The 24,800-nt window shown below is 42.6% G+C and carries 16 protein-coding genes; all 16 read left to right on the top strand.

Annotation, left to right across the window (positions count from 1 at the left end):
• Nucleotides 1-591, top strand: a 591-nt coding sequence (locus E4F24_RS12395; RefSeq protein ID WP_181182478.1) for a DUF4843 domain-containing protein, incomplete at its 5' end; no start/stop codon positions are given.
• A gap of 32 nt (nucleotides 592-623) precedes the next feature.
• The gene (locus E4F24_RS12390; RefSeq protein WP_140939236.1) at nucleotides 624-2,162 is read left to right on the top strand and encodes a PKD-like family lipoprotein; all 1,539 of its coding nucleotides are present in this window, start codon (nucleotides 624-626) and stop codon (nucleotides 2,160-2,162) included.
• 188 nt (nucleotides 2,163-2,350) lie between these two features.
• The gene (locus E4F24_RS12385; protein ID WP_140939234.1) at nucleotides 2,351-3,700 is read left to right on the top strand and encodes a TlpA family protein disulfide reductase; all 1,350 of its coding nucleotides are present in this window, start codon (nucleotides 2,351-2,353) and stop codon (nucleotides 3,698-3,700) included.
• Nucleotides 3,701-3,750: 50 nt separating this feature from the next.
• Entirely contained in the window at nucleotides 3,751-5,271 is a 1,521-nt protein-coding gene (locus E4F24_RS12380; RefSeq protein ID WP_140939232.1) for a retropepsin-like aspartic protease, read from the top strand.
• Between the two features lie 77 nt (nucleotides 5,272-5,348).
• Nucleotides 5,349-6,734: a TlpA disulfide reductase family protein gene (locus E4F24_RS12375; protein WP_140939230.1), complete on the top strand. Its 1,386-nt coding sequence runs from the start codon at nucleotides 5,349-5,351 to the stop codon at nucleotides 6,732-6,734.
• Between the two features lie 9 nt (nucleotides 6,735-6,743).
• On the top strand, nucleotides 6,744-8,060 hold the full coding sequence (locus E4F24_RS12370; protein ID WP_140939228.1) for a TlpA family protein disulfide reductase: 1,317 nt from the start codon (nucleotides 6,744-6,746) through the stop codon (nucleotides 8,058-8,060).
• Nucleotides 8,061-8,175: 115 nt separating this feature from the next.
• Nucleotides 8,176-9,540 carry a thioredoxin family protein gene (locus E4F24_RS12365; RefSeq protein ID WP_181182476.1) on the top strand — a complete coding sequence of 455 codons (1,365 nt, stop codon included), beginning with the start codon at nucleotides 8,176-8,178 and terminating at the stop codon, nucleotides 9,538-9,540.
• 4 nt (nucleotides 9,541-9,544) lie between these two features.
• Nucleotides 9,545-11,257, top strand: coding sequence for a S1 family peptidase (locus tag E4F24_RS12360; protein ID WP_181182475.1), 1,713 nt, complete (start codon nucleotides 9,545-9,547; stop codon nucleotides 11,255-11,257).
• A 275-nt stretch (nucleotides 11,258-11,532) separates the two neighbouring features.
• Nucleotides 11,533-12,141: an RNA polymerase sigma-70 factor gene (locus E4F24_RS12355; protein ID WP_181182474.1), complete on the top strand. Its 609-nt coding sequence runs from the start codon at nucleotides 11,533-11,535 to the stop codon at nucleotides 12,139-12,141.
• Nucleotides 12,142-12,460: 319 nt separating this feature from the next.
• Nucleotides 12,461-12,649, top strand: coding sequence for a DUF4974 domain-containing protein (locus E4F24_RS12350; protein WP_140939220.1), 189 nt, complete (start codon nucleotides 12,461-12,463; stop codon nucleotides 12,647-12,649).
• Between the two features lie 162 nt (nucleotides 12,650-12,811).
• Complete coding sequence (locus E4F24_RS12345) at nucleotides 12,812-16,420, top strand: TonB-dependent receptor (RefSeq protein ID WP_140939218.1); 3,609 nt, start codon at nucleotides 12,812-12,814, stop codon at nucleotides 16,418-16,420.
• A 30-nt stretch (nucleotides 16,421-16,450) separates the two neighbouring features.
• Nucleotides 16,451-18,418, top strand: a complete 1,968-nt coding sequence (locus E4F24_RS12340; protein ID WP_140939216.1) for a RagB/SusD family nutrient uptake outer membrane protein — start codon at nucleotides 16,451-16,453, stop codon at nucleotides 18,416-18,418.
• Nucleotides 18,419-18,482: 64 nt separating this feature from the next.
• Nucleotides 18,483-19,271 (top strand): hypothetical protein, encoded by a 789-nt coding sequence (locus tag E4F24_RS12335; RefSeq protein ID WP_140939214.1) that lies wholly within the window; start codon nucleotides 18,483-18,485, stop codon nucleotides 19,269-19,271.
• A complete protein-coding gene (locus tag E4F24_RS12330; RefSeq protein ID WP_216629176.1) occupies nucleotides 19,261-19,443 on the top strand; it encodes a hypothetical protein in 183 nt (60 codons plus the stop codon). Before E4F24_RS12335 ends, E4F24_RS12330 begins: the two co-directional genes overlap by 11 nt.
• 448 nt (nucleotides 19,444-19,891) lie before the next feature.
• Nucleotides 19,892-21,070 carry a FecR family protein gene (locus E4F24_RS12325; RefSeq protein WP_140939209.1) on the top strand — a complete coding sequence of 393 codons (1,179 nt, stop codon included), beginning with the start codon at nucleotides 19,892-19,894 and terminating at the stop codon, nucleotides 21,068-21,070.
• Between the two features lie 160 nt (nucleotides 21,071-21,230).
• A complete protein-coding gene (locus tag E4F24_RS12320) occupies nucleotides 21,231-24,770 on the top strand; it encodes a TonB-dependent receptor (RefSeq protein WP_140939207.1) in 3,540 nt (1,179 codons plus the stop codon).
• Nucleotides 24,771-24,800 lie beyond the last annotated feature (30 nt).

Here is a 24,800-nt window from a genome sequence, read left to right as displayed (position 1 = left end):
ATTTCCTTTTCCTATACGCAGGAGCAGGACTCTGTTATCGATATCCGGATAGCGGTTACCGGTGGTAAAGAGGATCGCGACAGGGAGTATGAAATCGCTGTAGATACGGCTTCTACCGCGATCTCAGGAGTGCATTTTGAGCCACTTCCTCAAAAATTAACCATTAAGAAAGGTGAATTGTCTGATGTTATCAAGCTCAGACTGTTGCGTACACCGGAGATGGAAACCACCAGTTACATTCTAAAATTGAACCTGTTGCCCAATGCCAATTTTGGAACGCGGTTTCAAACCCGAATGGTAGGAGGTAAAGCGATGAGCACCATTTCGACCAAAGTCAGAATTGACGATGTACTGAAGAAGCCTGCCAGATGGGTAGATGCCAATTGGGGTGTCTTTACCCGTGTGAAATTGTTCTTCGTCTGCGAATTTTTAGGCATTACGCCATTTTATTTAGAAGATGGCCTTACGCCAGCCGAAAATTATTCCTTACCACGGATGGTGCAGCGCCATTTGGATAAGCTTAAGGACGAGGGTAATACGAAGTTTGAAGCAGATGGGACACCGATGACTATGGGGCCGCAATCTAAATAATGTATATTTTCTAATTTGAAAAATAAATAGACATGATAAGAAAAATATTATATACTTTTTTATGGGTAAGCAGTGTTTTGGCGTTATTTTCCTGTAAAAAAGATTTAGGTAACTATACCTATGAAGATATAAACGAAGTTCAATTCCCGGAAGGCTTCGACGGAAAACTGACAGCCTATGTCAACAGGCCTTTTGTAGTAAAGCCCAAGTTGGATTTCACCAAAGATGAGTTGGGCGATACCAGTCGCTACAGTTATGAGTGGATCTATATATTACCTATCACGGGGGGAGACTTCGGTATAAAAACCTTAGCAACTACCAAAGATCTCAATATGATCATCAAGTTGAATCCGGGAACGTACGACAGTTATTTCCGTGTAACGGATAAGGAGACAGGGGTACAGTTTCGGAAGCGATTTAATTTAGAAGTACGCAACGAATTTAATGAGGGCTGGCTTTTAATGTGCGAGGTAAATAATAAAGCGCAGTTGGATATGCTTTCCTTGCAGGAAAACGGAGAATTTATTGTTGTCAATGATTTATTAGAGACAACAGGGTCTCCTCTTCAGTTGGCCGGTAAACCCAAACTGGTGTATAGTTATTTTACCGGGCCTTTAATAGGTTATGGTATTAATCTGGATCACGGATTATATATCGGCACGGATCAGAGTACCGATCGGGTGCATGCGGAGACTTTTGATTGGCAGCCTAACTACAATGTGAAAAGCGAAATTCTGGCACTGGATCTGCCTGCTGATTTTCATATTGATGTGATCAAAAGAGTATCTGCAACCAGAGCCTTTATGCTATCTTCAGACGGAAATGCCATGTTTTACGATCGGTCTTCCAATATGAAGTATGGTGAGCCTTTGAATTACGAAAATGAGAAGGGATATAAACTTGCTCCATTTATCGCAGTCGATGAAAACGGAAATCAGACAAACGAGAAGCCCTATTTTTACGATGTTGAGAAACGACGTTTTATGAGGCACAATAGTGTGTTTGATTCTAAGTTAACCACTATCAGAGATCCTTTAGCAGGTGCTAAATTCAGCTTTAATAATACAGGTAAAGACCTGTTATATATGGATTGGGTAACCTTTGGAGGAGGAGAAGTACATGCTATTTTGAAGGATCCTGCCAGTTCGACCTGTCACTTGGCTTGTTTCCATGGGCGCTTTGAAATGCAGACTTTTTATGGTCAAATCGCGTCTCCAGATATTGCAGAGGCCGAACATTTTGCGATCAGCCCGGATCAGGGATACATCTATTATAGTATAGGCAGCAAAGTGTATCAGTACGATAAAAATTCTGTTCCGGCAACCAATAAGTTGGTGTTGGATCTGGGTACAGATAAGATCAGTCTACTCAAATTTCACAAATTTCATTTACCGGCGAAGTACACTGAAAGTAACAGACTATGGGTGGCTAGTTACGATCCTACAAAACCGGAAGGTCAAAATGGAAAATTACAGCAGTATAGTGTGATGGTTGCCGCACAGGGAATCACGTTACAGAAAACCTATAGTGGATTCGGTAAGGTAGCGAGTATGCACTACCGGGAGCGATAGGCGGGTATTACACACCATAATTTAGAAAATATACCGCATAATTCCCCTCCTCTTGGGGGGGGATTTGCTTATCCCGGGTTACCGGAAGGAAAAATAATTCATCCTAAGAACTGCTTGTACCCCTCTAATCCGGTGCTTCGTGTGTATGTAGAAGAATTGTTGGCCCGGTAGCAAATTAAATCAGAAAAATGAGATTATCACTTGTAGTTGTAGCCCTGTTCATCACCAACCTTTCATTCGCACAGCTAAGCGAGATCAGAGGTGTGATGCTGACAGATGCAAAAAAAGATATTTCGCTCTATGCCATTGAGGAGGGAAGAGCGGAGAAGTTAGCCACCACCAGGTTAGGGGAGAATGGATCCTTTGGATTTTTATTTGAACCTCAGACCGAAGGTTTCTTTGTCGTAGGGTATGACAAGATACCGGATGGGCAATATCCGGTTTATTTAAAAAGAGGCGATAAAGCAGAGATCGCCATTGATAAGAGGCAGTTTAAATTTATCGGTAAGCAGACTCCTGAAAATACTGTACTGGCAAAATGGAATGAGCTCACCCAGACACTAAAGGTCAAGTCCGTCTACTTCATGGAACCTCCGTTGAGCACTTATGTCGATTTTTTTCCGGAATTTACAGCAGCAGCCTTAAAGACCGACGCGTTTCGAAAAACAATCCATACCAAGAATGAAGCTTTCAATAGCCTGATGAGGGCTATGACGTATTTCGATATGGATTATTATGCCATGAATTTTATCAGTTCGCCACGTAAGGCGCATCCACAACCGGAGGACAGGCCACCGTATTACGGGCAGATTGTTCAAGAAAATAAGTATCCGGACGATCTGGTGCTGCAAATGCCTTATGGAGAGCGCTTGCTCGATCTGTATGCTAATTTTGTAAGAAGAAATGAGTCGAGAATTGAAAAGCTTAAATACTTTTCTACGGATCGGCAAAAGGCAGTGTACCTGATGAGTAAAGAAGGACCTTTTATACAGAATTATCCCGCTTATGTTAATTTTGAAAAGCAGTTTGGACAGTATTTTCAAACACCGGTTCTCAAAGAGCGCTTGCAGGCAATGGGAGATAGGCTATACAATACGACATCAGGAGGTACAGCCTTTGTGTTTAGCTTTAACGATAAAGACGAAAAAACGGTGTCACTCGCAGATTTTAAAGGCAAAATCGTCCTGCTCGATGTTTGGGCGACCTGGTGTGCACCCTGTAAAGCCGAAATTCCACATTTGAAAGCCTTAGAAAAGAAGTATGAAGGTAAAGAAATCGTATTCTTAAGTGTCTCTGTCGATGAAGCTAAAGGTAAGCAAGACTGGTTAAACATGTTACAGTCTCAGCAATTGGGAGGCGTACAGTTGTATGCCGGGAGTTTTAAAAATCCGTTGACCGATTTTTATAAAATTACAACCATCCCGCGTTTTATGATTTTCGATCCCCAGGGCAAGATCGTGTCCACAAATGCACCCCGGCCATCAGATCCGAAACTCAAACAAGTGCTTGATGAGCAACTGGCAAAACACTTTAAATAGATCTGTCGAAAGATGTTCGACAACAGATTAGCAAGCTAATTTAACAGGTATTGAAAACGCAAGACAAGGTTATGGTAAGTATCAGGCTCTTTTTGGTTTTTATGTGCATCACGCAGGTCGTGTATAGTCAACAGGTTGCGGTATCGCAAGTCGTGGATCAGTTAAATCAATCCTTTATAGCCAAAGATCACCTGCCCGTCCGGAATAGTCTGACACCTGATTTTTCGGTTGCAACGGCTACATTTCCTGCCGCTACGGCAGCATTGGATCGTATATTTCAACAGTACAGTTATGATTCAGTATATTGTAGCGATCCGCAAATAAAGGACGGACGTGTATTACTCACATTTTATAGCCGTCAGGAAAAGGATGTTGTTGAAACCTATATGCACGTGGATGAGACCGGAAAGATCAGGTATATTGATCTCTTCGACCGCATGTTTGGGATGCAAAGAGATGCAACGGCCAGGCACCTGATTACCGTTCCTTTTGAACAAGTAGACGGGTCTATTATTCTGCAGGTCAAGATGAATCATTTCGCGCGTCCATTGCGACTGCTATTTGACACCGGTGCAGATGGCATGGCCGTTTCCCGGGCATTAGCCGATTCAATTGGATTGCAGGTGTCGAGAAGTCAACAGGCCAAAGTAGTAGGAGGCGATATGACCGTACAGGTATCCGGTGGCAATACCATCTATTTAGATACTTTTGCCATTCAAAATCAAGGGGTGGCTATCTTCAAAGATGTCGTGCGTCCAAATTTAGACGGTATTATCGGTAATACCTTAGCCAAGAAATTTATTGTCGACATCGATTACGATCGTCAACAATTTTCCTTATACACATTTGGCTCATTTACCTACGATACATCCGGCATAACAGTTCCCGTATCCATTCCGCATCATAATATCGAGATTCCGGCGCAACTGCAATTGACGGCAAAAGCCGAGCCTGTTTCCGGTAATTATTTTTTTGATACGGGTGCAGATTATTATATGATCGGTTTTCCTCCATTCGTTTCCACCATTCGGACAGCATCAGCCGGGTTTAAACCGGATTTTGTAGGTACTACCCAGAGTATGGGGATAGTGACACCTACCTTTAATGGAAATGCTGGTCTGTTTGCGCTGTCTAAAGAGCTCGAACTGCATGATATGCCGGTCGCGTTGATGGCTGCTACCGAAGAAAATAAACACTGGCAGCCCGGCGCTGCGGGTTCTATCGGCATAAAATGGATCAGTCGTTACAATTTTACGATCAATTTAGCAGACAAGAAGATTCATTTTACCCCCAATAAGCGTTATCAGCATCCCTTTGAGTTTGTGTTAGCCAATCATGTTTTTGGTTTTAAAGAAAATGGAGATCTGCTGGTAATCACAGTAGCAGGAGCCAGTGCCCGCAACAGCGTACTATCCCCGGGTACACAAATCTTAAAAATTAATAACATAACGGCGAAGGATCTTTTTCAAAAAAGCCGGGTACGCCATACATTGAAAGAAGAGACAGGGAAGGGCTATAAAATCAAATACCTTAAAAATGGACAGGTTAAAACAGTCGTTTTAGGCATCTAGTACGTACCGCAAATACAATATATAGCAGCCCCGGAAAAAAAATAGCAGATAAAATCAGACAAGTATATAATATTGAAATGAAAATAGGAAAGAAAATAGGAGTGCTCAGCATTTTTACATTAGTATCGGCAGTATTATTTGCCCAAAAACCTGTACACATTACCGGAGTATCCAACATGGAATACAAGAGACCCGTGCATGTTTATAAAGTGGAGAACGGCCAGCCTGTTTCTATTGCAGACGCACAGGTTAATAAAGACGGTAAATTTGGATTTATATTTTATCCCGAATACGAGGGACTGTATGTGGTGGGATCCAGTGACGACCGCAATCCCTTGTACAGCTTTAATTTTTGGTTCAAAGAAGGGGATCACTTGTCCTTTACATTTGACGAATTCGGATATGAGTTGGATAAGAAAGGAAACAGTAAGGAGAATAAAATCATGTACGAGTGGGAACTGTTAAGTAAAACACTAAGACAGCAGTCTTTTGAATTTGCGCGATTTCCAGCCACCTATATAGAATTTTTCCCGGCTTTGGAGCAGACGGTTGCCAAAGCAAAGGATTGGGCCAAAGGTAAAAAAACAGGAAATGCCAAATTTGACAATCAGCTGAACTGGATGATGCAGCATGATCTGGCTTTTTATGCCACAAATTTCCTCTATACACCACGTAAAGTATTTCCTACAGAGGCAGATATGATTCCGTATTATGAAACAATAGGAGTCAGAGAAACCTACCGCAATACAGCTGATGTATATCGTTACCCTTGGGGTAAGAGAGCGTTGAACGGTAGGCTGATGTATGAAATGAAAAAGAAAAATATTAAGCCCGGAGGAGATATTCAGAGTATAAAAGCGATCTTAGATTTTATACCTAACGATACGTTAAAAGGAGATTATGTACTGGAGCAATTAAGTAGAATCAAGACCTATAAAGAGTACACGTCCATTACGGCCGATTTGGGAAAATATATCTTGACAGAAGCACAACAGAGCCGGAATATCTCCATGCTCTCCCCACTTATGGCGTTTAAAGAAGGAGATAGCGGCTTTAATTTTAATCTGGAAGATGCTGGTGGAAAGATGGTATCACTGGCTGATTTAAAAGGTAAGATCGTATTGGTAGACGTATGGGCAACTTGGTGTGCACCATGTAAAGCGGAGATCCCCTATCTGAAAAAACTGGAAGAAGAGTTGTCCGGAACAGATCTGCAGGTCGTAGGTATATCATTGGATGAGGACAAGGATAAAGTGAAATGGGCAACGATGATTAAAGACGAGAAGTTAGGTGGCATTCAATTGTACACAGGAGGATGGCAGAGCCAGTTTGCGCAGTACTATGGTATTAAAGCGATACCTCGTTTTATGGTATTTGATAGAGAAGGTAAAATCATCAATGTCAGTGCACCGAGGCCATCCAGTCCCGAACTGAAAAATTTATTATTGAAGCATCTTAAATAATCACGGGCGATGAGTCGGTTTTTTTATGTTTTTTTTGCGATTCTGCTTTCACATATCGCTATAGCGCAGTCAGCTCAAATACAGGGAGTAGTTATATCTAAAATAACCTCACCCGTGTATTTGTTTGAGGTTGAAGATGGGGCACCGAAGCTGATAAAGTCTACACGTACAGCACCTGATGGTACATTCTCGATGGAGATAGACCCTTCTTACGAAGGTTTTTATCTCATCGGAGGGTTTACAAAACTTGCCGGACAGTATCCCTTATATATCAAAAAAGGAGATAAAATAAGTGTCAGGATTGAAAATAAGGCACTCTTTTTTGAAGGAGAGATCAGTACTGCGCATCAAATCTTGCAGCACTGGAACCAAATGAAAGCGGAGACACTAGGACATATTATGTCTTATTTTTTAAGCAGTAGCAGCACCCGATCCAAGATGGGCGCATTAAAAAAAGAGCTAAAAAAAGTGACTGATTTTCGCAGTAATATCTCCACCAGAGACAAGCCTTTTAAGGAACAAATGGATGCTTTTATCGCATTCGATCTGGATTACCATACTTTCCAGAGGTTAAAGCCGGGTTTAGCAACATCATACCATCTTTATGTTGGGAAAGATAAGTTGAATGATGACATCATCCTGCAATACCCTTGGGGAAAAGAACTTTTGGTTTTATATGCCGATCAGGCAAATCCTAAAGGAAGCCTTCAGGCAGGTATCGACTATTTGAAGACCGACAGGCAAAAGGGATTTTATCTGTCGGAAAAGGAAGTTCCCAACTTGAAAACCTATGCCGCCTTCGAACAGTTTATGCAGCATTTCGGAACCTATCTCGATGTACCAAACTTACGGGAGCAAATCGATGTGCTCGGTGTAAAGCTGCTCAATGAGCAGGTAGGAGCAAAGGGGTCTGCATTTAGCCTGCCCGATAGAGATGGCAAGCTGATCGGATTAAAGGATTTCAAAGGAAAGGTCGTCTTAATCAATGTATGGGCCACCTATTGCGCACCCTGTAAAGCACAGATGCCCTTCCTGGATCAATTAAAGAAAAAGCTGGCAAAGGAGGAGGATTTGGTTTTTGTAGGCGTAGCATTTGACGGTCCCAAAGGCAAAGCGACCTGGGAGAAAATGATCGTTGAGAAAAACATGACCGGAATCCAGTTGTTTGGCGGTGGCGGAGGCAATCTTTTAGCTAAGGATTATGGGATTAAAGCAATGCCCCGATATCTGATTTTTGATCGGGACGGAAAACTGGTAACCGCTAATGCACCTATCCCTAATGGACCGGGCTTAGAGAAAATGTTATTAGAAACGTTAAAAAAGTGATGATGAAGCGATCATGAGTATATTGCTCAACAATCGGGCATACTATGCTCATGATAACTTCGTTACCATAAATACATACATCGAGTTTGCGGGCTCACGAAATAATTGTATTCCAATGAAAAGAATAATCATAGGTTTTGTCTTGTTGCTTCAGGTTTTAGGCGTTCGGGCACAAGGGATTGAATTTGAAACAGGTGCCTGGCGTGAAGTTGTCGAGAAGGCTAAACAGCTGAACAGACCCATTTTTGTAGATGTCTACACGAGTTGGTGCGGTCCCTGTCGCGTAATGGCCGCGACGACATTTACACGTCCCGAGATTGGAGAATTATACAATGCCGGTTTTGTGAATGTCAAGATCGATGCCGAAAAAGGAGAAGGGGTAGCGCTTGCTAAAAAATATAAAGTGACCTCGTACCCCACTTATCTGTTTATCAACCCATCCGACGAGACCCTGGTTGGTGTAGGTAAAAGTTCTATGCCTACTTCGGTATTTGCCGATCTCGGCCATAAGATGCTCGGAGAATTCAATAATACAGCGGTAAATACGGCCGATATGACGGCCAGGTACAAAAAAGGGACGTACGATGAAGCATTCCTGCAAGCCTACATCAGACGTTTAAAAGCCGAAAAAGTCAATGTAAGCACTGTATTGGAAAAATATATGCAGCAGTTTGCAGGCGAACAGCCTACGGATGAACAGCTGTTTTTTATAGGTGAAAATTTTAGCGGCGGTGCCGTACTCTATGATTTTTTGGTAAAAAACTATGCGCAGGTAGACCCGGTTATGTGTAAAACCGACGGCCTGTCTGCTGCCAATTTGGATCGGGAACTGATGAAAGCGACCGAGGGGCAGATGACTGCAATCATGGCCAACGATAAATTGTCGGCGCGGGAGAAGGAAGAACAATTGGAAAAATGCTATGCAGATCTCCATCGGTTTGTATTGGACACACCAAAGCGGGATAAAAAGATTTTAGCACAAAAAACACTGTTTTATAGTGCGATCAAAGATACGGCGAGACAGCTGTTGGTGAGACGGGAGTATATTTTGAGGTTTGTATTGCCCGACGATCAGGTGGGCAGTATCAACCGTACACGTATTGTTGTCGATAAAAATGAAGCAGCACCAAAGACAAAGATTGACTCCGCTTTTTCTGCACAGGCTAGTATAGGCTATGCAAATATGCTGTTAAGGCTTTCTAAGGATCCACAGGATAAGGATCTTGCCATGAAGGTTTATCAAAATGCACAAAAATTAACACCTGCTACGTATTATTATGCGAATGTCATGAATATGCAGCTGTACAATTGGGGGGACAAAAAGAAGGCGATAAGACAACAACAGGATCTTGTTAAAAAGATGAATAAGAGCCGGGATACGTATCTGGCCGAAGGAATGAAATTACTGGAACGGATGCAGCGCGATGAATCCCCTCTGTCATTTGTCAGTATCCAAAATAACAAAGCGAAGAAAAATTAAAAGCATGAATAAAATTAACGTATTGCCTTTTTTATGCTTTATCTTATTTATTGTAACCATTGAACGTCCGGTTTTTTCTCAAGACAAGGTCTTTGATGTGGCGAAATTGGAAAAGGCATTTAAAGCGAATATACAGAGATCCTACGCGGCATCGGTTCGGGTAGCCAGTTTGGATGCCAACGATCATGCTGTCGGTGGCTACTTTAGTGCAGTTGTCGTCGATGCTGAAGGGCATATACTGACCGCGGGACATGCCGTGATACCGAATAATATTTATCAGGTAACGTTTCCCGATGGCCGGATGTGCAAAGCCAAAGGGTTGGGGGTGATTCCCGATTTGGATATCGCCATGATGGTTATCCTCGACAAAGGCAAATGGCCTTTTGCCGAGATGGGCTGGTCATCTGTACTTGAATCCAATATGCCCTGCTTTAGCATTGCTTATCCGGGAAGCTTTAGCTGTAAAAAACCAACCGTGCGCTTTGGTTACGTGTTGGGTCAATTGAAAGGGGCGGCTGGTTTTATCCGCAATACCTGTTTAATGGAACCGGGGGATTCGGGTGGCCCTTTATTTGATATGCAGGGGCGTGTGATAGGTACGCATAGCCGCATATCGACCGATATAAACAATAATCTGGAAGCACCTGTAGACAATTTTAGAAAATATTGGACGGCATTGCAAACACCGAAGATCCATACCGCCTTTATCCCGGAAGATAAATTTAAGGTGAAAGAAAAGGCTACAAAGCTAGTCCCTGTTCCACAGATGCCTCAATTGATTGCTCAGTTTTCCGAGCAGGATTTGGCCTTGCGCAAGCATGTACTGACTATTACCGATGCGCAGCATGGAAGTGCCTTTGGTACACTGGTTCGTTTAGAAGGACTGCTTCCGGACTCCGCCTTAAAAGGTAAAAGCTATTTGATTAGTAAAAGCTCGCTGACAGGAGAGCTGCCCGAAGTAGAGCTGCCCGGAGGACATAAGACGAGGGCAACGGTGATTGCGCGCGATGAAGCCAATGATCTCGTATTGTTGCAAATTCCACAGGCTATTGCGGGCGGTATCCAATTGCTCGATACACCGAAGGATTATAGTATAGCACAACTGGGCAATTTTTTACTGTCACCAAAACCCCGGGCGGAAGGGGAGTGGAGTGTACTTGGCAATATCAAGGTGCATATACCAAAATCTCCTGCACGATATTTAGGTGTAGAAACCAGCTTTAACAAAGCCGACAATAAAATTGTGGTCACAGGTCTTCATCCCTTGTCTGCTGAACACCCCACTACGGATATCGCCGTAAAAGATGAATTATTGCAAATAAACGATCGTACACTTTTCGCCACAGATGATTTGGCCGACGAGTTGTCGAAGTTCGAGACCGGACAATCCGTTACGTTAGCGTACACGCGTAAAGATGCGGATATTTACCACAAAACCATCACGCTTCAACCAAGGTATGTTAAGCCAAATCGTAACACGGATTGGTTTGTAGCGGGAAGAAGTCAGCGGCGGGATAACTTTAAGGAAGTACTGGTACATGACGGAAAGTTGAAGCCCTCCGAATGCGGCGGGCCTTTATTTGATATTTCGGGTAATTTTTACGGAATTAATATAGCACGTCTAAGTCGCACAAGTAGTTTGGCGATTCCTGCACCGGTACTGTTGCAGTTTGTGCATAGCATCATCGCATCGGGCACTTCTGCGGTTTCGTTTTAAGTAGCATCTCCAATATCGGTAAGGCATTACGGGACAACTATACCGCCACCTTTACCAGTATAAACAACGGCCATGAGTATCTTTATTGGATATCGATTAATAGTGAGATAGATTTTACTAAATTTCCTTTTATCAAAATCAACAACTAATTATCGACTATATAGCTTTTAGGTGTCTGTATTACATATTATTAACACATTATGTCCGTTTTTTTTGCGTTGAAATCAATTTAGTATAGCCGAAATTTTATATATTTGGTTTTTAGCATATTTTTCTTGAAACCGTCAGCATCATACAACGAACCGGAACTTCTGCAACAGATAGCAGAAGGTAATGAACATGCTTTTCAAACTCTTTTTAAAGGCCACAGAGGTAGGCTATATCATTATATTCTGGGGATTGTAAAATCAAAGGAAATAGCCGAGGAGTTGGTTTTGGATGTTTTTCTGAAAATCTGGTTAGGACGGGATATTATTGTGCAAATTGAAAATGTAGAAGCCTTTCTTTTCAGGATTGCCTGCAATAAATCTATAGATTTTATCCGTAAGGCATCAAAAAGCCCCCAAATAATTGATATCCTGGAGAGCGTTAATCAGATTGCAGACGACCGAAACCCTGAAAGACAGCTTATTCAACGGGAATACGAAAATATATTGCGGGAAGCCATTGACCTGTTGCCCCCCAAGCGCCGGGAGATTTATCGCATGAGCCGGGAGGAGGGATTATCACATGTGGAGATAGCCGAAAAGCTGGCTATCGCTAAAAGCACCGTTGCGAACCAGATTGTGGACGCTCAGGGTTTCATAAAATCATTTCTGTTAAATAATCTCGACCTTGCTGTTATCCTCTCCGTACTACTCAGTCAGGTAGAAAACAGTAATTAATTCTTCATTCACTATTACACATTCTTCCTGTAAGAAATAACCGATCCGTGGTGTACCGGCTACGGAACGAAGGCTTTTTCAGAACTTTTTCTGAAAAAAATCACAACTATTTTCCAAAATTTTTCCCGAAGACAATTAAACGGTAAATAGCTGTTAATGAGTTATATATGCAACGATATAACGCCGTTAAAACATAAAATACCCCACCGTTAACCCATTTTAAGTACAAATAATTAATAATTATTTAATCCGGAGTAGTAGTAGCCTGTTGTTTTTTCGTCATGTTAACTATAGGCCTTTTTATGCGTAAAAAAATATTATGATGAACCATCGGCTCCACATATTGATTGAAAAATATATCAGCAACATCTGTTCTAAAGATGAAGCTGTCCATTTTACAGGAGCCTTCCCAAGAGCGTACACACTGGCTGATATTGTGAAAATATTAAAAGCCACCAATGAACTTAAATTTAAAGTAGAGGGAAGGGAGGTGACGATCATCAGGTAATTATCTTTTAATAAAAAAACCGGAAGTGTTGACCCCACCTCCGGCAGTAATTAAGTTCGGAAACGACCTTCTAAAACTAATCAATAATTTTTATCAACTAAGCGAAAAGCGACATGGCTTATCCTGCTATGTTTCTTGTCGAATCCTAAATTAAACAAATGTATGAAAAATAATACTTTAAATTCATATCGAACGTCCGGTACTGAAGATAAGTTGTTCATGCCCGTGAAGTATATGGCATTTCTGCTCTTTTTTGCTTTTATGCTCGTGAGTGCTTCAGGGTTTGCTCAACAAAAGATTACCCTTTCCGAAAAAAAGGCCCCTTTAACAAAGGTTTTAAAGGCTATTGAAAAACAAAGTGGATACAGTGTCTTTTTTATCCAGCGCAATATGGAGAAAGCACTTCCAGTGACCATCCAGGTTAAAGCAGTTACGTTAAAGCAAGCGCTTGATCAGTGCTTTGTCAATCAGCCGCTTACTTATTCCATTCAGGGCAATACCATTGTCGTTAAATTAAAAGAAGAAAAAATTGAAACCATACAAGCAAACGCTCAGATAGAGGCTGTTAAAGGCAAAGAAGTCGCCGGAATGGTTGTAGATGAAAAAGGCGTCGGGCTTCCGGGGGCAATGGTGAGGATTAACTCCCTTAATGCTGCCGGTGCGGTGACGAATCAGGACGGAGAATTTAAGCTGCCAATAGTGGAAGAAGGGGCTACACTGACAGTTTCTTATATGGGTTATCAACCCCAGGAAGTGAAACCCGATTTTGTTTCAAGAATGAAGATCAAAATGGTGGTACAGCCAAATGATCTCGATGAGCTTGTCGTGGTGGGTTATGGTACCCAGAAGAAAAAAGACGTGCTGGGTTCCATTGCTACCATTACAGAAGAGGAAATCAATACGATGCCTGCAACCACCAATATGCTTGAGATATTAGCCGGGCGACTTCCCGGTTTGACAATCATGAACAGTTCCGGACAGCCCGGTAAATCCGATTATAAAATGATGACCAGGGGTAACTCCAATGGCTTGAAAGGAAATCCTAATGAGGCGGTGGATAATAGCCTGCTAAGCATTATAGCAGGAAACCCGAATATTCGTCTTGCTCCTCCCCCTCCAATTACTCCCGAAACTCCTTTTAACAATACCATATTGAATAATTTTGATTTTGGCAATAGCATGCCATTGATCCTGATTGATGGTATTGAAGGTGATATTAACTTATTGAACCCACGTGATGTGGAGTCTATTTCCCTGTTAAAAGATGGTGCAGCAGCGATCTATGGTGTTCGTGCCTCTAACGGTGTACTTTTGATCACCACAAAAAAAGGAACTAAAGGTAAAGCTAAGCTCGATTATCAATATAATATAGGCCTGCCGAGTATTGCAACCATGCCCAAATTTTTACCTTCCTGGCAGCAGGCGGTGTTAATCAATGAGGTAATTGATAATGAGGATATTTCTGACGGCGGCGGCGGCGGCGGCAGTATTAATATTGGCGGTGGTGGTGGCGGTAGCCAGCCTGCCAGGCCCCTTCGCAGATATACGGACGAAGAAATCCAGAAATACAAAGACGGTACCGATCCCAACTATCCCAATACAGACTGGATGGGATTGCTATATCAAAAAGCGGGGCGTAATGAGCAACACAATTTTAATATTTCGGGTGGTGATAATAATACCACGTACCGGATGTCTTTTGAATATATGAATAATACGGGTAATATGGATGGGGTATATAACAAGCGTTATGGTGCGCGTGTTAATTTAAGGAGCACCCCATTTAAAACACTGACGGTAGACACGAGACTCGGCTATACTAATGCACCAGCAGGCGAACCAGGAGGCTCTACCGGGCATATTGGCGACATTTTGTCGCGTGCCTGGGATTTATCACCCATGGTACCGCTAAGATACCAGAACGGTGCGCATAGTTCAACGTTTTCACCTAACCCCTTTGCAGAACTGGAGGCAGGTTCATATTATAAGGCAGTTAATTCTACCATGAATGTTAATGTGAGCCTTAACTGGACTCCGCTTCAGGGTCTTTCTATTAGTCCTACATTTGGGTATAATTACGCTAACACCAATTCACAGGTATTTTCGGCGAAGGTTTATTCCTATTTGGACGGTTCTCCTGATAATCCCCTGATAATAGATCCGGCTAATTCGCGACTTTCAAACTTTTATTCAGAAGGGATGAGTGTTGGTGAAGGTATTACTTCACAGTTAACAGTCAATTATCATAAAACAATAGCGAACCATAATTTATCTTTGATGGGAGGTGTTACACAGAGTGTCGGTAATGGACGTAACATTAATGTGAAAAGATTGGAGATCAAGAATAACGACCTTCAGTCTATTGATCTAGGTTCGCCTGAGGGGCAACAGGTTAACGGTGCTCCCTCACAAACAGTACAGCAATCGGCATTTGGTCGTTTAACGTATAACTACGACCATCGTTACTATATTGAAAGTACCCTTAGGGCAGATGGTACCACCACTTTTTCCCCGGAGAACAGAAAGGGACTTTTCCCTTCCTTTGCCGCTGGTTGGGTGGTAACCAATGAACCTTTTTTTCTGAGATTATCCCAGTTGTCAAAAATTGTTAATTTTTTGAAATTCAGGGGTACCTGGAGCAGGTTGGGGAATAATTCAATCGGTAATTTTGCCTACCTCACTAAAATGACTACAGGCAGTTATCCTTTTGGCGGTCAGTTACAGCCTTATACCCGCCCCACAGAGGCTGGTAATCCTGATATTCAATGGGAAACAACTACCATTACGAATTTAGGTCTTAATGCAGCACTATTTAATAGTAAACTAAACATTTCGGTAGATGCTTATAGTAAAATAACTGACGGTATCTTATTGGCATTAACGATTCCTGCCAATTATGGTTATGATAGTGCCCCTGCTGAGAATGCGGGCTCGATGTCCAACTATGGTATAGAAGTCGGTATGGGTACACGCGGCAAAATCGGGGAATTTAACTGGGGTGTGAATATAAACGCAAGCTATAACAAAAACAAGATTACAGATTATAAGTTTAAAGGTATAAATCCTAATTATAGAGATTTAGTCCAAAACGTTGAGGGGAGACCTTTCTCAGGTATGTATGGATTGGAGGCCGATGGTATTTTCCAGACCCAGGAAGAGGTAGACCAATCACCTAAAATGGTTGGTGCCAATGTAAAGCCTGGCGATATCAAATACATAGACCAGAATGGCGATGGTAAAATAACGGTAGAAGACAGGGTGTATTTAGGAAACTCGGTTCCTGCCGTAAATGGTGGAATGGGGTTGAACGGTTCATGGAAAGGTTTTGCCTTAAATTTATTTTTCACTGGCTCTGCAGGCCGTAAGGTCAGCATTGGTTCGGCCTTAGGCTCTATAGGTGATTTTGAGAACAAAGTTACGCCTGCTTATTGGAATAGATGGACCGCTGAGAATCCGACCAATGATTTTCCCCGTGCCTTCTCCGGTAATCTTCAAAACGACCCGCGGACTATTACCTCTTCTTTTTGGCTAAGAGACGCATCTTATATCCGCTTGAAAAATCTTACACTTGGCTACAGTGTCGATGATAAATTGCTCAAAAACTTACCTGTAGTAAGGGGAGTTCGGGTTTTTTATTCGGCAAGCAACCTGTTTACGTACGCACCGAAGTTTTGGAAATGGCTTGACCCGGAAACCTCACATGTAGAAGCTTCTGTTTACAATTATCCATCAGCTTCAACACACTCATTTGGTATCAATGTTCAGTTTTAATTCACCTGTTATAAAAACAAAAATAAGGATATGAAAAGAAAATATATTATCGGGCTGCTGCTGATCACGTTGGGATCGGGCGCCTGTAAAAAATTAAATGATCTTACACCTATGGGAGAATACACAGATAAAACTGTTTTTTCGACCAAGGAAGATGTAGAATCAGCTATTACCGGCTGCTACGTGAAATGGCAGCCGGTTGAAACCCCTTTGCTGTTTTGGGATTGTTTTAGCGATAATGCAGTACACAGCAATATTGCCGGTAAAATGTACGAAAGCTTTGCAGCAGGGACCTACGAGCCAACTTTAGCCTCTGCTCCATCGGGTGATCTTTATAATTACGTATGCATTAACAACTGCAACTGGTTTCTCGAAAATATAGACCTCGCAGATGTTGATCTTATCGGTGCAGCTTATAAAGCGCGAATCATAGCAGAAGCCCGCTTTTTAAGGGCTTACCGCCATGCCCTTTTAGCGCAGTTTTTTCGTGATGTACCCTTGGTATTGCATACCCAAACGGTTGATAAAGCCCGTGTACAAAAACAGGCTTCTCAACAAGAAGTATTTAACTTTGTTTTAGCAGAATTGGAAGCCATCGTAGCTGATTTACCCGTGGCCTACACCGAAGATAAAGATAAAGGCCGCATTACCCGTGGGGCTGCATTGGCCTTAAAAGCCCGGATCGAATTGTTTACGAAGAAATATGATGCCTGTATTGCTACCTGTAACCAATTGATGTCGGCTCCTTTTAATTATAGCCTGTATGCTAATTTTCAGGACCTGTTTCGTCCGCAGTTTGAAAGCAGTGCTACGAACAATGAGGTGATCCTTGATGCCCAATATATGGTAAATTATGCAGAAAAGAAAGAATTATACGATCTGGCCATATATCCTGCAGGCACAAGTAGTGTTGTTGTTACCCCTAGTTTGGTTGATGCCTTTGAGACGATGAATGGGAAAACCATTGACCAGGACCCTACTTACAATCCATTACAGCCTTATAAAAACAGGGATCCCCGTTTAGCAGCTACGGTTATTTACCCTGGTCAGTCTTACAACGGTATTACTTTCGATCCCATTACGCCTCCTGGTGGTGGTGGTGGTCCAATCATCATTGGTGGTGGTGGTCCAGTCATCATTGGTGGTGGTGAAGGCGGTGGTACTATCGGTGGTGAAGGCGGTGGTACTATCGGTGGTGGCGGTGGTACTATCGGTGGTGAAGGCGGTGGTACTATCGGCGGTGGTGGTGGTACTATCGGCGGTGAAGGCGGTGGTACTATCGGCGGTGGCGGTGGTACTATCGGTGGTGAAGGCGGTGGTACTATCGGCGGTGAAGGCGGTAGTGGTACTGTTGGCGGTGGCGGTGCAACTCCCGTTGGCGGAGGTACAGCTACCGGCTACACCTTAACCGATAGCAATTATAAAAGGGGTTTTAGGAATTCACGTACCGGTTATAATTTTAAAAAATACCTGAGTGTATTAAATGATTACTGGAATACCGCTTATGGGCTTACTTCACTAGGCAACACAGGTGGTAATGTCATCGTGATCCGCTATGCCGAGGTCTTATTAACCTACGCCGAAGCTAAGATAGAATCCGGGCAAATAGATCAATCGGTATATGATGCGATCAATAAGGTAAGGGAGCGCGCAGGGATGCCACAGGTAAATGCGACTACACATTCAGGCCAAACAGCGATGCGCGAGTTGGTGCGCCGCGAAAGAAGAGTAGAGTTGGCGGGCGAAGGCCTGCGTTGGTTCGATATCGTGCGGTGGCAAATTGGCCCTGAGGTCATCAAAAATGTATATGATTGCCTCGATGGTACGATAACGAAGAACCCCCTCAATCCATTCGCAGAGCCTATTATGATCCTTACACCCAATAGCAGCACGGTACAGTATTCGAGAACATTTACGCCTAAATACTATGTATTACCAATACCGCAAAAGGAGCTGACTAACAATTTCAACTTGGTACAGCATGCAGAATATCGATAAATCAAAAGCAGTTAAATAATTAAACATTAATAAAAACACGAAGACAATGAAAACAATGAAAACAATGAAAACAAAAAATCTGATATCCCTTTCCCTGTTGGTCTTATTCCTTGCTTTTGGAGTAAGCCTGAAAGCACAAGAGGCTAAGCCGGCCGATAAAATCGAACAGTTAAAAGGGTTGGTTCCCTTAGATCCGTTTAAAACTACGCCCGAACACGACAAGAGTTTCGATATAGAAAACAATGAAGAGATTTATTTCGAAGACGGTAGTCAAATTACCTTGTCAGATTTGATGCGATATACGGATGGTATCGATTATATCAAGGTTTCCTATGTAAACCCAAGCGATAGAAATACCGTTTTGGCCGTGTTGGTACGCAAGTGTACGCCCGATGAACGGCAGGCACTGAAATTGATTAAGGAATCAATGGGTTGGGAGGATTTTCCGGGCGGAGTAGATCCGAATGCACCCGATTTGAGTAGTCCCGACAAGTACATGCCCCTGCAATTTGATCCAAACAGAACGCTGGAAGATGCGCTAAAAGGCCTGACCAAAAAACCAGCCAAATTAGGGCCGGGTATTGTCATGTTCAATCCTTCCAGAACAGCCCTTTATGACGAAAAGGGGAAATTTATTCCTTATTTCTTGCCGGATGGGAAAACGCCAAACCCGACCGTAGATAAATATATGAACGATGTGAATTTTTCGATAGTGCATTATAAAGACGAGACGGGCCTGATCAAGGTCTCCGTTTTCGTTCCGGCAACCTTGGCGGAGAAAAAAGGAAGAGGGCAAACGGTGACGGCAACAGCCCTTATTGAAGAGGTTGCTGCTAGCAGCGATGGAGACTAATGGTGGCAGCATGCAGTCTACAGCCTCCTTCCAACAAACGGTAAGCACCCCTGAGGGTTTGGAAGGCGCTTTTGTGATCGATAAGGATTCAAAAGTTAGTTTTTTTGAAATGGGCGGTTCCGACAAGATCGGCGAGCATTTGAAAAAGGCTATAGACAGCGTATTAAAATAGAAAATAGCATATATTTTACCGCCTGCTTTTTATGGCAGGCGGTATAATTCATTATTCTACTCCCTGTTCCACAGATACCTCAATTGATTGCTCAGTTTTCCGGGCAGGATTTGGCCTTGCTAGTAAGCAATTCTTCATTCACTATTACACAGTCTTTCTGTAAGAAATAACCAATCCGTGGTGTACCGGCTACGGAACGAAGGCTTTTTCAGAACTTTTTCTGAAAAAAATCACAACTATTTTCCAAAAAATATTCTGAAGACAATTAAATTATAAGATATTGTTAATGAGTTGTATATGTAACAATATAACACCGTTAAAACATCAAATACCCCACCATTAACCTATTTTAAGTACAAATAATTAATAATTATTTAATCCGGAGTAGTAGTAGCCTGTTGTTTTTTTCGTCATGTAATTATAAGCCTTTTTATACGCAAAAAATATTATGATGAACTATCGGCTCCGCATATTGATTGAAAAATATATCAGCAACACCTGTTCTAAAGATGAATTGGAAGAATTCTTTTTATTAGTCAAAGAATCTACCGATGACAAACCCCTGGAAGAGGGGCTGAAGATGGTCTGGGAAAAAACAAAGGCATACAATGGCGATGGCGGTATAGATTGGGATGGCAAGATGCAGCTTTTGATGGAAGAGTTTGAACCGCAAACCCCTGTTATACCGGTTAAAGGTAGGGCAGGATGGGGCGGATGGAAGCGAATCGCGGTGGCGGCCTCCATTGTGCTTACGTTGGGACTTGGTTGGTGGGTGTTCGACCGCGGAAGCGATCAGCAAGTGCTGCTGGCAGCCCTCGACATCAAAGCGCCAAATACCAGCATGGCGATTATTAAGCTGGACGACGGTAGCGAGGTGCGTTTAGACCAGCTCGCAAAAGGAACACTCGCAGAACAGGGAAGCGCCGATGTCATTAAGACAGATGACGGAGAAATTGTTTACCGCGAAACCGCAAAATCAAATGACCACATCGTGTATAATACCCTTGTCAATCCGCTGGGAAGCAAGGTTGTGCATATCACCTTAGCCGATGGGACCACGGTTTGGTTAAACGCGGGTTCGACCCTCCGTTTCCCGGTTGCATTTAGTGGCAACGATCGCAAAGTATCGATGACCGGAGAAGGCTATTTTGAAGTAGCACACGATGCGCGCAAGCCTTTTAAAGTGAGCAAAGACGATATGGAAGTAACTGTTTTAGGAACCCATTTTAATATAAACACCTATGAAAATGAGCCCGACATTAAGGTCACCCTTATGGAGGGCTCTGTAAAAACGACTATTGGAAATGGTCAATCGGCGATTTTAAAACCGGGGCAGCAAGCCATACTTCAAGCTGAAAATTTTCAGGTTAAAGAAGTGGATACAAAAATGGCTGTCGACTGGAAAGACGGGTGGTTTATATTCGAGGATGATGATATCGAAAGCTCGATGAGGAAACTGGAAAGATGGTACAATATTAAAGTTTCTTATGAAGGGGATTTTGAAGGTGTCCATTTTACAGGGTCTTTCCCAAGAGCGTACACACTGGCTGATATTGTGAAAATATTAGAAGCCACCAATGAACTTAAATTTAAAGTAGAGGGAAGGGAGGTGACAATCGTCCGGTAACTATCTTTTAATAGAAAAACCGGAAGTGTTGACCCCACCTCCGGCAGTAATTAAGTTCGGAAACGACTTTTAAAACTAATCAATAATTTTATCAACTAAGCGAAAAGCGACATGGCTTATCCTGCTATGTTTCTTGTCGAACCCTAAATTAATAAAGTGTATGAAAAATAGTACTTTAAATTCATATCGAACGTCCGGTACTGAAGATAAGTTGTTCATGCCCGTGAAGTATATGGCATTTCTGCTCTTTTTTGCTTTTATGCTCGTGAGTGTTTCAGGGTTTGCTCAACAAAAGATTACCCTTTCCGAAAAAAAGGCCCCTTTAACAAAGGTGTTAAAGGCTATAGAAAAACAAAGTGGATACAGTGTGTTTTTTATTCAGCGCAATATGGAAAAAGCACTACCAGTGACCATTCAGGTTAAAGCAGTTACGTTAAAGCAAGCGCTTGATCAGTGCTTTGTCAATCAGCCGCTTACTTATTCCATTCAGGGCAATACCATTGTCGTTAAATTAAAAGACGAAAAAATTGAAAACATACAAGCAGAAGCTCGGATAGAGGCTGTTAAAGGCAAAGAAGTTACCGGAATGGTTGTAGATGAAAAAGGTGTCGGGCTTCCGGGGGCACTTGTGAGGGTTAACTCCCTTAATGTTGCCGGTTCGGTGACGAATCAGGACGGAGAATTTAAGCTGCCAAAAGTGGAAGAAGGGGCTACACTGACAATTTCTTATATGGGTTATCAAACCCAGGAAGTGAAACCCGATTTTGCTTCAAGAATGAGGATCAAAATGGAGGTGCAGCCAAATGATCTCGATGAGCTTGTGGTGGTGGGGTATGGTACCCAAAAGAGAAAAGACGTGCTGGGTTCCATTGCTACCATTACAGAAGAGGATATCAAGACGATGCCTACCACCACCAATATGCTTGATATATTAGCCGGGCGACTTCCCGGTTTGACGATCATGAACAGTTCCGGACAGCCCGGCAAATCCAATTACAAAATGGTGACAAGAGGAAACTCTAACGGGCTTAACCATGTTCAGTTAACGGTAGCCGATGGCCCTATGCCACCAACCGCTCCTTTTAACAATACCATATTGAATGATTTTAATTTCGGCAATAGCATGCCGTTGATCCTGATCGATGGTATTGAAGGCGATATTAATTTATTGAACCCACAGGATGTAGAGTCCGTTTCGCTGTTAAAAGATGGTGCTGCAGCGATCTACGGTGTTCGTGCCGCCAATGGGGTACTCATGGTGACCACCAAAAAAGGAACCCAGGGTAAAGTGAAGGTCGATTACCAATATTATCTGGGGCAGCAGAGTATTGCAAACATGCCTAAATTTTTACCTTCCTGGCAGCAGGCCATGTTGATAAACGAGGTGATCGACAATGAGCAGTCAACCAGTGGAGGAGCACCTGGTGTTATTATTGGTGGTACCGGCTCAGGCACTCCTGCAAGGCCTCTTCGCAGATATACGGACGAAGAAATCCAGAAATACAAAGACGGTACCGATCCCAACTATCCCAATACAGACTGGATGGGATTGGTGTATCAAAAAGCGGGCTTTAATGAGCAGCACAGCCTGAATCTTTCGGGTGGCGATAATAGTACCATGTACCGGATGTCTTTTGAATATTTGAACCAGAATGGTAACGTAGACGGGGTAAACAGCAAGCGTTATGGATCGCGTGTTAATTTAAGTAGTTCCCCGTTTAAAACACTAAAGATAAATACAGGAGTAAACTTTACCTATGCGCCGGCACGTGAACCGGGTGGTGCATCAGGATACATCAGCGATATTTTGCAGCATGCGTGGAGGATATCGCCCATGGTACCGGTAAAATACCCGAACGGGGCGTACGCTACAGCCCATGGGCCTAATCCCCTTGCTGATCTTGAGTCGGGCTCGTATTATAAAGCCGGAAACTCGACCATCAATGGTAACTTGGGTCTTAACTGGACCCCTCTGGAAGGCCTTAGTATTAACCCTAGCTTTGGCTTTAACTATAAAAACACCAATTCACAGATATTTTCGGCCAAGACCTATTCCTATTTTGACGGACCCGAAGGCTCTCCCTGGATTATGAATCCGGCTACCTCGCGGCTTTCAAACTATTATATGGAAATCATGAATGCAGAGGTAGGTCTAACCCCTCAAATAACCGTTAATTACCAAAAGACAATAAAAAATCATGGTATTACCCTTATGGTAGGTGGGACACAAAGTATTGGTAACAAACGCAATATGATGGGAAAAAAATTGAATCTCATCAATAATAATATCCAGTCACTGGATATGGGCTCGGCAGAAGGCCAGGAGCTAAGTGGTGCTCCCTCAGAAAATGTACAACAATCGGCATTTGGTCGTTTAACGTATAACTACGACCAGCGTTACTATATGGAGAGTACCCTTAGAACAGATGGTGCCACTAGTTTTTCTCCAGACGAAAGAACAGGCGTTTTCCCTTCCTTTGCGGGGGGGTGGGTAGTCACCAATGAACCCTTTTTTCTGAGATCGCCCCAGTTGTCGAAAATCATTAATTTTATGAAATTCAGGGGTACCTGGAGTAAGATGGGGAATAGCTCGATCGGTAATTTTGGGTATCTCACCAGAATAACCTCGGGCAATTATTCCTTTAATGACCAGATTGTACCCTATATCCAGCCCACATTGCCTGGTAATCCCACCATTCAATGGGAAACCACTACCATTAAGAATTTAGGTTTTGATGCGGTTTTATTGAATAATAAGCTGAACATTACCGTAGAAGCCTATAGCAAAATAACCAACGGAATTTTAATGAGCTTAAAACCACCTGCTAATTATGGCTATAGCGAAGGTCCGGCAGAGAATGTAGGCTCTACAGACAACCGTGGTATAGAAGCGATTATAGGTTACCGGAGCAAAATTGGACAATTTCACTGGGGAGTTAATGGGAATTTTAGCTATAACAAAAACATGATTACCAAGTTTTTGAGTAATGCCATTGCGGTTAATATGTGGGATTTAAGCCAAAATGTTGAGGGTTATTCTTACCGTGGCCTGTTTGGATTGGAGGCCGATGGTATTTTCCAGACCCAGGAAGAAGTAGATCAGTCGGCGAAGATCAATGACAAAGTAAAACCAGGGGATATCAGGTACATAGACCAGAATGGCGATGGTAAGATAACCGTAGAAGACAGGGTGTTTTTAGGGAACTCTGTTCCTGCCAGTTCTTTTGGACTCCGTTTGAACGGTTCTTGGAAAGGATTTGATTTAAACATAGGTTTTAATGGCTCTGCCGGCCGAAAAGTAAATATTGGCGGTGCTTTAGGGTCTATAGGCGATTTTGAGAACAAAGTTACGCCTGCCTTTTGGGATAGATGGACACCTGAGAACCCGACCAATGAATTTCCGCGTGCCTTTGCGAATAACCTTCAAAACAATCCGAAGAGTGTTACCTCCTCTTTTTGGGTACGAGACGCTTCTTATATCCGCTTGAAAAATCTTTCGCTTGCCTACAATATAGATGGGAAACTGATCAGGAATCTACCTGTAAGGGGAATTCGGGTATTTTATGCTACAACTAACCTGTTTACTTATGCACCAAACTTTTGGAAATGGCTGGATCCCGAAACGTCACAGATAGAAGCTTCTCTGCAGAATTATCCATCAGCTTCATCACACTCATTTGGCATCAATGTTCAGTTTTAATCCACTTATTAAACCAATGTATAAAATCAA

The organism is Sphingobacterium lumbrici (assembly GCF_006476045.1).
GTDB lineage: Bacteria > Bacteroidota > Bacteroidia > Sphingobacteriales > Sphingobacteriaceae > Sphingobacterium > Sphingobacterium lumbrici.
Note: the sequence above shows the minus strand (reverse complement) of the source record. Positions and strands in the feature narration are given on the sequence as shown.

Bases quoted from the DNA above. Each gene is read 5' to 3' on its own strand.
- E4F24_RS12390 (WP_140939236.1), top strand. From the start codon at position 624: ATGATAAGAAAAATATTATATACTTTTTTATGGGTAAGCAGTGTTTTG.
- E4F24_RS12385 (WP_140939234.1), top strand. From the start codon at position 2,351: ATGAGATTATCACTTGTAGTTGTAGCCCTGTTCATCACCAACCTTTCA.
- E4F24_RS12375 (WP_140939230.1), top strand. From the start codon at position 5,349: ATGAAAATAGGAAAGAAAATAGGAGTGCTCAGCATTTTTACATTAGTA.
- E4F24_RS12370 (WP_140939228.1), top strand. From the start codon at position 6,744: ATGAGTCGGTTTTTTTATGTTTTTTTTGCGATTCTGCTTTCACATATC.
- E4F24_RS12365 (WP_181182476.1), top strand. From the start codon at position 8,176: ATGAAAAGAATAATCATAGGTTTTGTCTTGTTGCTTCAGGTTTTAGGC.
- E4F24_RS12360 (WP_181182475.1), top strand. From the start codon at position 9,545: ATGAATAAAATTAACGTATTGCCTTTTTTATGCTTTATCTTATTTATT.
- E4F24_RS12350 (WP_140939220.1), top strand. From the start codon at position 12,461: ATGATGAACCATCGGCTCCACATATTGATTGAAAAATATATCAGCAAC.
- E4F24_RS12345 (WP_140939218.1), top strand. From the start codon at position 12,812: ATGAAAAATAATACTTTAAATTCATATCGAACGTCCGGTACTGAAGAT.
- E4F24_RS12340 (WP_140939216.1), top strand. From the start codon at position 16,451: ATGAAAAGAAAATATATTATCGGGCTGCTGCTGATCACGTTGGGATCG.
- E4F24_RS12335 (WP_140939214.1), top strand. From the start codon at position 18,483: ATGAAAACAAAAAATCTGATATCCCTTTCCCTGTTGGTCTTATTCCTT.
- E4F24_RS12330 (WP_216629176.1), top strand. From the start codon at position 19,261: ATGGAGACTAATGGTGGCAGCATGCAGTCTACAGCCTCCTTCCAACAA.
- E4F24_RS12325 (WP_140939209.1), top strand. From the start codon at position 19,892: ATGATGAACTATCGGCTCCGCATATTGATTGAAAAATATATCAGCAAC.
- E4F24_RS12320 (WP_140939207.1), top strand. From the start codon at position 21,231: ATGAAAAATAGTACTTTAAATTCATATCGAACGTCCGGTACTGAAGAT.